The sequence below is a fragment of the Bradyrhizobium sp. Pa8 genome (assembly GCF_052588265.1).
In genome coordinates this window covers 1,626,903-1,639,746 of the sequence record NZ_CP176767.1, presented here as the reverse complement: position 1 = coordinate 1,639,746, position 12,844 = coordinate 1,626,903, and the positions used below count along the sequence as shown (strand labels likewise).

7 protein-coding genes and 2 pseudogenes are annotated in these 12,844 nt (G+C 58.2%); 2 read left to right on the top strand and 7 right to left on the bottom strand.

Features of this window, described 5'->3' with window-relative positions:
- Positions 1 to 482: 482 nt before the first annotated feature.
- The 4 genes from ACKWRH_RS07435 to ACKWRH_RS07420 all read right to left on the bottom strand — a co-directional run bounded on the left by ACKWRH_RS07435 (position 483) and on the right by ACKWRH_RS07420 (position 5,062).
- The gene (locus ACKWRH_RS07435) at positions 483 to 1,322 is read right to left on the bottom strand and encodes an SDR family NAD(P)-dependent oxidoreductase (RefSeq protein ID WP_445222339.1); all 840 of its coding nucleotides are present in this window, start codon (positions 1,320 to 1,322) and stop codon (positions 483 to 485) included.
- Positions 1,323 to 2,526: 1,204 nt separating this feature from the next.
- The gene (locus ACKWRH_RS07430) at positions 2,527 to 2,721 is read right to left on the bottom strand and encodes a hypothetical protein (protein WP_445219954.1); all 195 of its coding nucleotides are present in this window, start codon (positions 2,719 to 2,721) and stop codon (positions 2,527 to 2,529) included.
- A gap of 574 nt (positions 2,722 to 3,295) precedes the next feature.
- Positions 3,296 to 3,652 carry a 6-carboxytetrahydropterin synthase QueD gene (queD, locus tag ACKWRH_RS07425; protein WP_445219953.1) on the bottom strand — a complete coding sequence of 119 codons (357 nt, stop codon included), beginning with the start codon at positions 3,650 to 3,652 and terminating at the stop codon, positions 3,296 to 3,298.
- Positions 3,653 to 3,748: 96 nt separating this feature from the next.
- Positions 3,749 to 5,062 carry an LLM class flavin-dependent oxidoreductase gene (locus ACKWRH_RS07420; protein ID WP_445219952.1) on the bottom strand — a complete coding sequence of 438 codons (1,314 nt, stop codon included), beginning with the start codon at positions 5,060 to 5,062 and terminating at the stop codon, positions 3,749 to 3,751.
- A gap of 623 nt (positions 5,063 to 5,685) precedes the next feature.
- Between ACKWRH_RS07420 and ACKWRH_RS07415 the strand changes: the two genes are divergently transcribed.
- Positions 5,686 to 6,672, top strand: coding sequence for a pectinesterase family protein (locus ACKWRH_RS07415; protein ID WP_445219951.1), 987 nt, complete (start codon positions 5,686 to 5,688; stop codon positions 6,670 to 6,672).
- Between the two features lie 238 nt (positions 6,673 to 6,910).
- Here ACKWRH_RS07415 and ACKWRH_RS07410 read toward each other — a convergent pair whose 3' ends face one another.
- From ACKWRH_RS07410 to ACKWRH_RS07400, 3 genes and pseudogenes are all read right to left on the bottom strand, one after another.
- Positions 6,911 to 8,224, bottom strand: coding sequence for a glycoside hydrolase family 28 protein (locus tag ACKWRH_RS07410; protein ID WP_445219950.1), 1,314 nt, complete (start codon positions 8,222 to 8,224; stop codon positions 6,911 to 6,913).
- Positions 8,225 to 8,506: 282 nt separating this feature from the next.
- Complete coding sequence (glmS, locus tag ACKWRH_RS07405) at positions 8,507 to 10,333, bottom strand: glutamine--fructose-6-phosphate transaminase (isomerizing) (RefSeq protein ID WP_445219949.1); 1,827 nt, start codon at positions 10,331 to 10,333, stop codon at positions 8,507 to 8,509.
- Positions 10,334 to 11,928: 1,595 nt separating this feature from the next.
- Positions 11,929 to 12,561, bottom strand: a pseudogene (locus ACKWRH_RS07400) (FMN-binding negative transcriptional regulator).
- Between the two features lie 107 nt (positions 12,562 to 12,668).
- Between ACKWRH_RS07400 and ACKWRH_RS07395 the strand changes: the two are divergent.
- Positions 12,669 to 12,782 (top strand): annotated as a pseudogene (locus ACKWRH_RS07395) (IS5/IS1182 family transposase); the annotation flags it as partial.
- Between the last annotated feature and the right edge of the window lie 62 nt (positions 12,783 to 12,844).

Sequence of the window (12,844 nt, the reverse complement as noted above, 5' to 3'; positions counted from 1 at the left end):
CGACAGCTCCTCTTCAAGCCTCGTGCCACAGACGAGAGATAGACAATTACGACACTGTCTGTGAGACGTATGTCGTCGCGAACTAGACGGTACGTCACATCCGTGACAGTCCCATAAAACCTGTTTGGCCTAAAGAGGCGAATGTCTTGAGCGTGTAGCCGTGCGGCCCCGACTCCAAGACGAGGAGACGTGCGGCCTTCACGCGTTCGGTTACGCCACACTTTGCCCGGAGCTAGCGCCGTCGCCCCGGACCGGCTCATGCGCTAACCTTAACTTCCTCGACTTCGCATCTCGTCCATTGCGAGGCGGGTGGAAAGTCATACTCAGCCTGTCGGCTTACCGACAGACTTTTTTGTCGCCTTCACCGGACGGTTCGCCCAGTTTGCGACATTGGAATTGACGTTGCACGAAAGACCAACTGACTCTCGCCCTATGCCAGCGCGACTCATGGACCCAGCTAGCGACTGATCTCTCCGCCAATATCACACGTGCTGTCCGCCATTGATTGGCACCTCCGCACCCGTGACATAGCTCGCAGCGCTTGAGCAGAGGAAGAAAATGACCTTCGCGACCTCGTCCGGCGTCCCGACACGATGTAGCGGAATAATTGGTGCCAGCTTCGCTTCGGTTTCCGGCGAGAGGATGTCGGTCTTGATCTCGCCCGGCGCGATCGCGTTGACCCGAATTCCGAACGGAGCGTAGTCATGCGCCATCTCACGTGTGAGGCAGGCGAGCGCTGCCTTGGAGGTCGCATAGGCAGTACCGGCGAATGGATGCACCCGAGTGCCAACAATTGAGGTGACATTGACGATCGAGCCGGATGCCGCTTTCAGTTCTTCGAACAAGCCTTGAGCAAGTAGAATCGGCGCGACCAAATTGACGTGAAACACGCTCATCCAAGTTCCGATGGATGTTGTCAGCGAATTCAGCCGACTGCCGTCCGGCGCCTTTGGAGAAATGCCAGCATTGTTGATCAGCGCGTGAAGCGGCTCTCCGTTTAGCCGTTCCTTGATCTCGGTAATCGCACGCGGCAATGCGCGATGGTCGCTCAACTCCACCTGCACGTGGTTATTGACTCCCGACTCCCAGGGACATCGGCGGCTATCGAAAGGCTGTCGAGAACAGGAGATAATTCGCCAACCGGCTTCCGAGAACAGTTTGCCCGTAGCGTGGCCAATGCCGCGCGAGGCACCGGTCAGTACAAGCGTCTTCCTTCCGGCTGGCCGCGCGCGCGACCTATCGTCGTGAAACGGACAGAGTGCAAGATCCGGCGCAGAGGCTGAATCAACTGCGCTGTCTCCATCTAATCCATGAAGGGACACGTGAGCTCCTTTAAGACATCCAGCAACTTCGGCAAGATTTCTTGCAATAACTGGGCCCAGGCCGGCAACTGCACGATAGGGCTTTCCCTGCCGAATGTCGGCTTTCGACATCTTCGTCGGTTCGCCTGCAAAAGATTGTCGCCTATCAACACTAAGTGCGGTGCTGAGATCGGCGCGCGTGGCGAGCGGGACTGACAAGGCCACGTTTGCACCTTTCAACGTCGGCTTTCTGCTTGAGGCCCACGTCAACGTTCGCAAACCACCCTCAGACAATGCAACTCTGCGCAGTCGACAAGCTTTCGCGCATTGAGGTTCGCGATCAACCGAGGCGCCCGGCGCACTTTGCCGTCTTGCCGTCCGTAAAATGCGCCGGGTCCCGCCTCTGCACCATCAGTACGTCCGTGATGATGCTATCCTGATTGAAGCGACTAGCGTGGCAAAACTGAGGCGCGTGGCCCGGCTCTGCAGCAGCGAAGCATAATTATGCGAGCACTTCGAAAGACCTTGAATCGCACGTAATGTCAGCTTGTATCCTCTCGTCTTCACGACTACCTATTAGCAATGATGCAAACGCCATCCACGCTTTCGATAATCGCCAGCTCCGGCAAGTAGAGAGCTTTTTCATTCTATCCTTTGAGACAAGCGCGCTCTGGTTTCTACGAAGACGTAGGGAGCCTGACGCCTTCGATGCTGCAGGCACGATTCCTCGGCGTCCGCTTAACGAACGATAGATCCATTGCAACTGAATGCCCGCTTAGGACGTTCGAAGCCCACTTGAATAGTCACATCTAGTTACGCATTCTGAAGCACAAAATGTTCGCGAGATTCTCTCTCGAATGCGCCAATCGCCGATTGGTCATAGCTTGAAGAATAGTGGCCTAACTTGGCGCGGCCTGTTGTTCGTGCATTTTGTTGTCACTCAATGCTCCGTGGAAGACGCTGATTCGGTTCAGCATGTGGACTAGATCGAAACGTAGCGCCATCGCGTTGTACGGATGATGTAGAGGTAGGCTGAACCGCGCATTTGCGGCACTCTGGTCCGAAGGGCAACAGCGCATGAACGAACACGTACACGTGGTTTGCTGCTCCCTATCTCGCCAGCAATTTCTGCTGCGGATTCGATGTACGCACCCGATATACTCTGATGCGAACTGTGGAACGATAAGGGGAACTTTTGTTGCTCCAAGATCTATCCTTCGGCTTATCAGCCGTCAGCATCCCGGTCGCAAGCGTCAGGAGAACGGACGCTGGGGGTCACATCAAGCACGTAGCGGTCAGGATGCCGAAAGCGCGCTTCCAGCGCGGCATATGCGAACCCGAAGCCAGCAAAGAAGATGGAGACAAAAATAAAAAGGAGAGCAACACTTTCCTCTCCCCACATGCACTGTGAGAACGCCATGTATCGAGCCACCTTTGGCCGGATCGGAAACACCTACGATGCGGTCTACAACTTGACGTTACGTGCGATTCAAGCTCCGTCGGCCTCCTTGTGTGGAATATTGCAGAGGCGGCGCCTTGACCGACTGGAGCGACCTCCGATTTGCCACTCTGCTTGGTTGGAGGAACATTGTCAGAACGCACTGATGATGTTTGGCGGACCCGGCGCACTTTTTCCCGGCGAAATGCGCCGGGTCGCTTCAGCTATTTCTCTTGCGGCGCCCTCTCGCGTCCCAAGGCGTCAGAGCTTACGGCGTAGTGCTGGCTCCGTATCGACTGGACATGATCGACAGGTTAACACGGCCAGCTAGCTGAAGGTTTCGGGGCCGTGCGGTGCCATCATTCGTTTATCGCCCGCCACCCGAGCAGTCGTTGAGGGAACCGCTCAGCGATGTCTCCTGCTGCAGAAGGTCTCCGCTCGCTCGAGCTCTTTCAAGCGCGATTTCCATTCACGAATTTGGATTGCAGCCCCGACTTCAATGTTGGAGCCGCGCCAACTCATTGCAAGCGACCGATCATACCGGCTGACCTTCTTGTCATCGTCCGTCATATTCAGCCCAAGCGTCAGATGTTTCATAGACTCGAACGCTCGACATTTGCTGAAATTTGCGATGCAACCTTTCCCAGATCCAAATAGCAATGTTTTCTGCTGTAGGATTCTCCAATCCCTCAACTTCATTCAGACATTGATGATCAAGTGCATTCAGGATTTCGACAAAGGACTCCTCAAGGTCAGAAAAATCTACGACAAATCCTGTGACCGGATCCATCGGTCCAGCGACCTGCACTTCGATTCGATAGGAATGCCCATGCATGCGGCTGCACCTGTGTGTGGCCGGCACGTTGGGGAGGCGGTGGGCCGCCTCGAACCTGAACGCTTGTGATATCTTCATTGCTGCTCGGATGCTTCCCAGGTTTGTGGCTCCGCCGTCGCCGATGCGAGCGGCATGGAACATGAGCTCAGGCAAGTTACGCGGTGATGTTCGCCATCAATCGACCCTAGCTGCCTTGGCATAGGTTTCGCGTGAAACCATCGGAATCGCACCTCCGCGGGTCGGATCCGCGAAGGTGCCGCCCGCTGAAGCGTAGTCCTTACCAGAGCGACGCTCGAGTACGACGCCCATAGCCTCGATGTTGGGGATGTCCGCTTCGCGCAGCTCTGGCATCGACGGTTTGCGGGCTAGGGCCGCCTCTACGTAGGGTGCCAGTTCCTCTTCTTTACGTCGAACGCGCTCGCTTTCCCGCTCTTTCAGTGCGGGCATGACCTCCTTGGCAAACAGCTCGAGTGCTTCGCAGATATGTTCGTGTCTATTTACACCACATTGTTGGATGAAGATCATCTGGTCGATACCGACATCTGCATAGCTCATCAGATGGTCACGAACGGTCTGCGGTCGACCGATGCTACCCGAACCTGGTGTCTCCTTCATATCGTCCTTGATAGCTTGGAAGCGCCGCCACAAATTCGTGCGTCCAGGACGATGTTCGCCATATACCGCATAATGTGCGATCGAGTATCCGAAAAACTTGAAACCGTCGATTCCGCGACGCATTGCCTCTTCGGCACTCTCATGAACCATCATACCGTTGAGCGTTGCAATATTGGCGTTCACCGAATGGCCGATTGGCACGCATCCGTCGGACTTGATCGTCTCATAGTATTCGTCGCGCCATATTTTTGCTTGAGACGCTTCGACAAATCCAAAGACCAGCGCTCCTACCCCGTGACGCGCGGCGCGCAAAATGCTCTCGCGCCGCGAACACGCCATCCAAAGCGGTGGGTGCGGTTTCTGTATCGGTTTTGGCACGATGTTGCGGGGCGGCATTGTGAAGAATTGCCCCTCGTATCCCGGATACGGGCGCATCATCATCATATTGGCGGCTTGTTCGACGCCTTCCCGCCACATGGCATTCTTCTGCTCGGGCTCTATCCCAAATCCATGCATTTCAATTAGCGACGCGGATTCTCCGGTCCCCCACTCAACGCGTCCTCCAGAGATCAGATCGAGCGTCGCGAGGCGCTCAGCTACCCGCGCGGGATGATTGTAGTGCGGCGGGGAAAGACAAATGCCGTGGCCAATACGAATATTCTTTGTGCGCTGCGAAACGGCCCCCAGAAAAACTTCTGGTGCGGACGAGTGGGAGTATTCCTCCAGGAAGTGATGCTCGACTTGCCACATGTAATCGAACCCAAGCCGGTCAGCGAGCTCGATCTGTTCCAGTGCGTTGTCGAACAATATTTGTTCGCCGCCGTTTTCCCAGGGCTGCGGCAATTGGTGCTCGTAGAACACTCCAAACTTCATCTGTTTTCCTCTATGGCGGAACGGTCGTAGAGCGGCTCATATGCTCGGATGCGACACGCATCGTCGCGCTGACCAGGGGCACCATGCAATCCGCATTTCTCGCTTCGCACTGATCGGCACAAGCTTCATTTCAAGGCGCCCGTCCGCGCTGCCGCTCGCAACGCCGAGGTTGCGCGAGGCATCAACCGGGCTCATTGAACTCCGTCGCCGCCCACTTTAATGTGGTCGTGACGGCCCTTTGCCGCCATGAGCAATCGGCGTGCCACAGTCTGCGAACCACGACCAAAGAAAGAAAAGACAACGATTTGCGTCGCTCCTGCGGAACATTCTCACCCTATTGTCGTGTTTCGGACATAGGAATCTCCAAGCAAGACACGACCAGACATGAGAAACCAAGGGGCGAGTTCCGACAAGTCATGTCGCCCTTACGTCGACGCAGAAGCGGCGCGAACGTCATCCACGATTGGAATTGCCCGCCTGCTTTCCAGATGTGGGATGGAAGGAAGCTAGAAGCACACGTTGGGCGCAGCTAGACCAAGGGCTGGCGAGCATCGCGCAGGGTGGGTTCTAAGCGCACCACTGTATCAAGCGTGCAGCTGGACCAACAAAGAGTGGGGAACATTATGCGAGACTTTCTGATTTCCACTGCCATTCTGACCAAATGCTTTCTGCTTTCGGAAGCAAATGCAGAAGAGCTTTTGGTCTCGCAATCCGGCGACATGGCCTATCGCTCCGTCCAGGAGGCCATAGACGCATTGCCGGCCCGAGGCGGCGACATTCTGATCGCGCCGGGCATCTATCGTGAGAAGGTCAAGGTCGTCAGACCTGGCGTTCACATCAAGGGCACCGGCAAGAAGCCAGAGGACACGGTGGTCGTCTACGGCGACGGTGCGATCAAAGTGGGCGGAACCGTTCATTCCGCGACCATGGACGCGTCGGGCGACGACTTTCGGCTCGACAATCTAACGATACAAAACGACTATTCCCTGAATCCAGCTAACCCGCCGTCACAGGGGGTGGCGCTGGCTATTACTGGAGACAAAGACGTTGTCACCCGCGTCCGCCTACTCGGCGCACAGGACACACTATTCGCCAATAAGAGGCCGAATGCCCGAACAGCACGCCAATACTTTTCCGACTGTTACATCGAGGGACATGTCGATTATATATTTGGCAACGCGAAGGCTTACTTCCAGCGTTGTGAACTGCACGGCATCGCCAATCAAGCTGTGGTATATACCGCACAAAGCAAAGATTCGCCGGACGAGGACAGCGCCTATGTTTTTGATCATTGCACTCTGACCGCCGATCGCGCCGCGCGTGCCATCGCCCTCGGTCGCCCTTGGCGCCGTTACGCTACGGTGATCTTCTTATCCACCGAGATGAATGCGCCGGTGATAGCGGATGGCTGGAGCGAGTGGGATCTTGGCAAGACCAACAGACTGAAGACAGCTTACTATGCCGAATACCAATCCACCGGAATCGGCGCCAATCTCAGAGGACGTGAACCTTACTCCCATCGGCTGACCGACAGCGAAGCCAAGCAATGGTCGCTCAAAGCTTTCTTTGCTGATGACACGAACTGGCTGCCGAGCTCATCGTCAAGATAACAGCTAAGGGGCGGTCGCGGACTTTTTGATCCGTCTACGGTCGCACCGTTCCGGATCTCTCGCGCTAACTGGCTCCGCCCTGTCATCTGACCCAATAAGGTTTGCGAGCCGCCTCGCGACCTTCGTCACATCCCGCTAGGCGATTGGGCCCGGACCGGTCCCAAATGAGCCAGCGACGTTCCGTACGCTTGCAATTCGTGTTCAGTCAAGTGCGGATGCTACAACGAAGCGAAGCGCACTATCGCGGCGCAAGGCCGTTCAGAGCTTTGCTTGGTGGTTGACGGAATGCCCCTGCGCAGCCTTCCCATGCACTCGACGATAGCGGGCCTCGTCCGCCCTGCAACGGCGGCCACACGCCGGAAACCACGACATCCGCATTCTCCACTTGCCAGGTCGCGCTATCGGAGAATCGCACATCGTCCAGCGCAATCTCAAGGGCATGGTCTCGATCACGCCCGTGCATCAGGAGCGCACCATCACTGCCGCGCACGTGGCGCAGAGCGATCCGCCGGTAGACCGGAATTTTGTTGCCGTGCGCCTGGGCATCATAGCGTGTATCGAAATTGATAGGCCATCGGTTGCCGCGCAGACACACATTCTCATAGGTCACCCTCTCCACCAGACCGCCCCGGTTGACATCGCTCTTAATGCGCAAGCCAGACGTCGTGCCGTCCAGGGTCAGGCCGTGCACCAGTATGTAGCTGATACCTGAGCCAACCTCACTGCCGATCGACATGCCGTGCCCCCACCCGAAGTAGTTGTCGATAATTGAAATATGCCGGGTGGGACCATTGTTGCCGGCTTTGATAGCCACATTGTCGTCTCCAGTGCGAATCTGACAGTGAGTAATCGTCACATCCTGGCTGGCGCCGGGATCGATGCCATCTGTATTGCGGGCATCGGCCGGTGTATCGATTGTAACGCCCCAAAAGGTGGCACCTTCGACCCGGTTCATCGCCACGTGGAAATTGGGCGCATTGCGCAGTGTGATGCCGTGGAAGGTAATGTCATGGGCATGGTCGATCTGTATCAAGCGCGGGACGTTCTGGTTGCCGCCCTCGGCTTGCGCTCGCCGGGCCAGTTGCCACCAACTCTCGGTGGTACCGACCATGAGCGCGCCGCCCTGGCCGTCGATGATGCCCTCGCCATAGATGCCGCCTCCGTGTGTTTTGGAGAAGCTGATGAGCGGCCGGCAGCCGTCGCCCTTGCCTTCGATGCGACCACAAGTTCCGAGGCCTTTGTCATAGACATTCGGCTGGGCAAGAGCCAAAAGCGTGGCGTCGCGCTCGATCCACAGCGTTACTCCCGATTTCATCTCGAGGGGGCCGGACAGGAAGATCCCGCCTGCCAAATAAACCGCTGAGCTAGGAGCGCAGTGAGCAATGGCGTCTTGCAGCGTAACTGTATCGTTTTCTCCCGACGGCGCTAGGCGCGCGCAGACGTAACTAGGCGCGATAGGTTCGGCGACCGTGCGGCGATCTTGCGCCTGTGCGGGCAGGCACATGGCGGCAAGCATGGACAGCATTGCCCGATAGCGCAAACGGACTAACATCAAAACCCTCTCGATTTTTCGGCGCTACCTACGCCGGCCGATCTACTCCGAACGCCGAGGGCCAAGTTGCTTTACCACCTGGAGGGGTGCAGTGGCCTGACGAAATAAAGTAGCGAATCTGTGGTACGTCTACGCGACACAGAAGCAATCTCGCTCGCCTGCTTCTGATCACCGGCGAGGCGGCAGCAAACCTGAACTGCTGGCGCTCCTGATCAGTCCGGGAAACGGTCAATGTTTCGCCCGAGTTTGAAGAACGGAAGCCATCGACCGGCGCCGTCGTGCTTATTCCACGGTGACGGATTTCGCGAGATTACGCGGCTGGTCGACATCGGTGCCCATCACAACGGCCGTGTGGTAGGCGAGCAGTTGCACGGGGATGGCATAGACCATCGGTGTGAAGGCAGCCGGCATGTCCGGCATGACGATGGTAACGTGCGAATCGACCATCCTCTGAGCCGCGCCCTTGGCGTCCGTCACTAGGATGATGTTGCCGCCGCGGGCGGCGACCTCCTGCATGTTCGAGACGGTCTTTTCAAACACCTGGTCGTGGGGTGCGATGACGACGACCGGCATGCATTCGTCGATCAGCGCGATCGGCCCGTGCTTGAGCTCGCCGGCGGCATACCCCTCGGCGTGGATATAGGAGATCTCCTTCAGCTTCAGCGCGCCTTCGAGCGCGAGCGGAAAACTGGTGCCGCGGCCGAGATAGAGCACGTCCTTCGATTTGGCGATCCTGTGCGCGAGTTTCTCGATCTGGAGCTCGGTGGTGAGCGCGTCCGACATCAGGCGCGGGATCTCGACGAGGCCATGAACGAGCTTGGTCTCGTCCTCGTCGGACAATTCGCCGCGGGCCTTGCCGGCCGCAATCGCTAGGTTTGCCAGCACCATGAGCTGGCAGGTGAAGGCTTTGGTCGAGGCGACGCCGATCTCGGGACCGGCCAGCGTCTGCAGCACCGTCTCGCTCTCGCGCGCGATCGTCGAGGTCGGCACGTTGACGACGGCCACCGTGTGCACGCCCTCGGCCTTGGCATAACGCAGCGCAGCCAGCGTGTCGGCGGTCTCGCCCGACTGCGAGATGAAGATGGCGAGATCGCCCTTGCGCAACGGCGCTTCGCGGTAGCGGAATTCGGAGGCGACGTCGACCTCGACCGGCACGCGCGCAAAGCGTTCGAACCAGTATTTCGCGACGAAGCCGGCGTAGCTCGCGGTGCCGCAAGCCGTGATGTTGATGCGTTGGATGGTCTTGAAGTCGAACGGAACCTTGACCGGCAGCGAGACGCGCTCGGTTGCCATGTCGACATAGCGCGCCAGGGTGTGACCGACCACCTCCGGCTGCTCGTGGATCTCCTTCGCCATGAAGTGGCGGTAGTTGGCCTTGTCGACCAGCGAGGTCGAGGCGGCGTGCTTAATCTTGTCGCGGTGAATGGCGTGGCCATCCTTGTCGAAGATCGCGGCGCTCTTGCGGGTCAGCACGACCCGGTCGCCGTCCTCGAGATAGCTGATCGTGTCGGTGAACGGACCGAGCGCGATGGCGTCGGAGCCGAGATACATCTCGCCGTCGCCATAGCCGATCGCGAGCGGCGGCCCGTTGCGGGCGCCGATCATCAGGTCGTCCTCGCCGGCGAAGATGAAGCCGAGGGCGAAGGCGCCGCGCAGCCGCGCCAGTGTCAGCTTCACCGCTTCCACCGGCTTGTTGCCGCGCGTGAGCAGATCGTCCACGAGATGCAGCACGATCTCGGTGTCGGTCTCGGTGTAGAATACCGTGCCCTTTTTCTCGAGCTTCTCGCGCAGCTCGCGGAAATTCTCGATGATGCCGTTGTGGACCACGGCAACGCGTTCGGTCGCGTGCGGATGGGCATTGTTGACGGTCGGCTTGCCGTGGGTGGCCCAGCGGGTGTGACCGATGCCGGTCGTGCCTTTGAGCGGCTCGGCCTCGAGATGCTTCTCCAGGTTCTTCAGCTTGCCCTCCGCGCGGCGGCGCGCGAGATGCTTGCCTTCGAGCGTGGCGACGCCCGCGGAGTCGTAGCCGCGATATTCAAGACGTTTGAGCGACTCCACCAATTGCTCCGCGACCGGTTCGCGCCCGAGAATGCCGACAATCCCGCACATGCGGATCAATATCCTCCGACCTCATTAAAGCGACTTTTCATAGTCTCCTCACCCTTTTTGCGACATTCGATTGGTTTGCTAGTTTCGGTCCCACGACTCGCTGGCGCGTCAGTTAGTCTTATGCATGCTTACGTGTGAGGGCGCCTCAGCACTCTCATTTCGCCAGAGTTGCTTCGCGGCTTCGGTGAGCACAATCGAATACCAACACGTAACGGCAGCAAAGAAAGCGACAGTCTCCAGGTGAGTACAATAGTCATGTGCGAGCCGACGGATGCCGTATCTAATCGCGAGCCATGGCATGCACAGCCTCTCTCGACAACGACGATAACAATTGTAGTCGCAATAGGGCTGCCGCGTGGACATCTCTCGCAGGTAGCCGACCCCTAGGGATCGATGACACTCGGCGCAATTCGATGAGCTGCTCGGCCTCCTGTGATTCACCACTATGAACTTCATGATCATTCAGTTGTTGAGAGTCATTCATGATGCACTTGCCAGATGCTCAAGGGATCCGTTGCGACTGCAGGAATAAAGCGCATCGCTGGATCGAGGACTTCCAGCTCCAGGCTGTCGTACGTACTCGGCGCGCACAAAAGACGCTCGACCACCTTTGGTGGCCGAGCATAAGTCAGCCTCGGAGGAGCGACGCAGCTACACATCGCGCCAGCTTCCGACGGCAGAGGGAGGGGTCCTGCCGACGGTCCATTTGCGGCGAGGGCATTCGCCGCTAGCCTTAGCCATTGAAGGCCGAAATCCATTCCGAACGAAATCTGGCGTTGCTTTTTTCCGTTCGATTGAACCAGGGCTCAAAGAACTCGGCCTGATACTCGCCCGGTGCGACGATTTGGCGATCAACGCACAGCCCTTTGACTGCCGCCGGTCGCTTTGAACCCGCAGCGTTAGGTGAGAGACCACCGAAAAGCACAACCGGACCGCACGAGCGCATGGCTTGACGCCCGACGTACACCGAAGATGCTTTTCCCGGCCTAGGCAAAGATCGATAACCATCCTGAGAAGACCGAAGGCGCTTTTCTCCAAACCGATGTTTTTGTTATGCGACATCCTACAAGATTGGTAAAATCGATTGTGTTGATGGGCCGCATCTACACTTTGGATCATTTCAGGGGTCGTTGGCGATTTTTGTGTTTCGGGATGCGAATGTCCTGGAGCTGAGCGCAACCATGCGTCCCGGCACATGAGTGGGCCCCCGCCAAATGCTGACGCCGCCGACGTTGAGCTAAACGATGCGCAGTGAGATGATTCGCGCGCAACGAACAGGAAGAGCACGGATGCGGCGCTGGCGCTCACAGGATTCTTGTGAGGTCGAGGCTCTAACCCTAGCGGCGCGCGTTGTTCGGCCGAGCTGGGCGCGGAATGTCCACTGAGAGGCGGCAGTTCGTGCAAATAAGCCGAATGGACGGCGGTGCGGTTGAACCTCCTTAGCGTCGCTCGACGGGTCGGATTGCAAATGACGGCCGCGCAAGCCGCACGGCACCCCCTATACCCGCCTGGTTACAGCCAGGATCATCGGAAAAGCCAATTTCAACATCTGAAGTTCTCGAACTACTGAGCCGGGTTTGCCTGCAGGACCGTCTTCAGGTGGGCAGCGGAATGACCGAGGCGACCTCCCGATCCTGTAGGTTCTCGCTCGCCGCAAGCCCCGCCGCGACGCCGACGCCGACGCGGTCGGCCTCTGGTCGATTCTGGCTCATCTTGCGTTTGCCTTCGAATCGCGAGACCGGAATGCGCACGCCCACGAACCCGCGCAACTCGGATGCGATGAAGTCAGCCGGAGCGTCGGAGACTGCCCACGGCTTCGCGCGCGATTCTTCGTGCTTGTCCGTTAGCCGCGTTACCGCGTCAAGCAGGCGTTCCGCCCGCTGGAAGAATTCGACTGGGCCGTAGAGGTGCACCACCGCGTAATTCCAGGTCGGCACGACCTTTCCAGTTTCGTGCTTGGTGGAGTACCAAGACGGCGTCACGTAGGCCTCGGGGCCCATGAGGATCGCAAGCGCCTCTCCGATCGGCGGTAGGCGCCAGTGAGGGTTGTCTTCGCCAGTGCCCGTACAGCACACCACGCTCGCCTTCACTCTCGTCGGGAAAGAGCGGCATGGGCGTCGCGAACGGCCCGTCGGCAGTCGCTGTCACCAGGTTGCCCAAGCCGGCGCCCCGATGATCGCCCGGATGCTCTCGATGTTATCGTCCTTGCAGGCCGGCGGTATGTACATAGTGTATCTCCGTTTCCGAGCCCGGAGCTAGCCCCAGTCTGACCTGCGCGAAACGACCAATTTTGGTAATTTTCCGGTCCAGCTACGGTGACTACAACGCCGTTTGGCTTGACATGAAGGAAGGCGCATGTGCCAGCGTCCCGTCAAAGAGCAACCGCAGCGATCCGATTTGCTTCAGCCCGTATCTCTATCGTGCCCGCAATCAAGTCGAACGGCTTTTCCTCGGGTGGTGACGCGCTACGCTAACTTGCAGCCAACCCTGCCTTCATCCAACTCGCTTCCT

Excerpts from the sequence above, each read along its gene's own strand:
- ACKWRH_RS07430 (WP_445219954.1), bottom strand. The coding sequence starts at position 2,721 with ATGGCGTTCTCACAGTGCATGTGGGGAGAGGAAAGTGTTGCTCTCCTT.
- queD (WP_445219953.1), bottom strand. The coding sequence starts at position 3,652 with ATGAAGATATCACAAGCGTTCAGGTTCGAGGCGGCCCACCGCCTCCCC.
- ACKWRH_RS07420 (WP_445219952.1), bottom strand. The coding sequence starts at position 5,062 with ATGAAGTTTGGAGTGTTCTACGAGCACCAATTGCCGCAGCCCTGGGAA.
- ACKWRH_RS07415 (WP_445219951.1), top strand. The coding sequence starts at position 5,686 with ATGCGAGACTTTCTGATTTCCACTGCCATTCTGACCAAATGCTTTCTG.
- ACKWRH_RS07410 (WP_445219950.1), bottom strand. The coding sequence starts at position 8,224 with ATGTTAGTCCGTTTGCGCTATCGGGCAATGCTGTCCATGCTTGCCGCC.
- glmS (WP_445219949.1), bottom strand. The coding sequence starts at position 10,333 with ATGTGCGGGATTGTCGGCATTCTCGGGCGCGAACCGGTCGCGGAGCAA.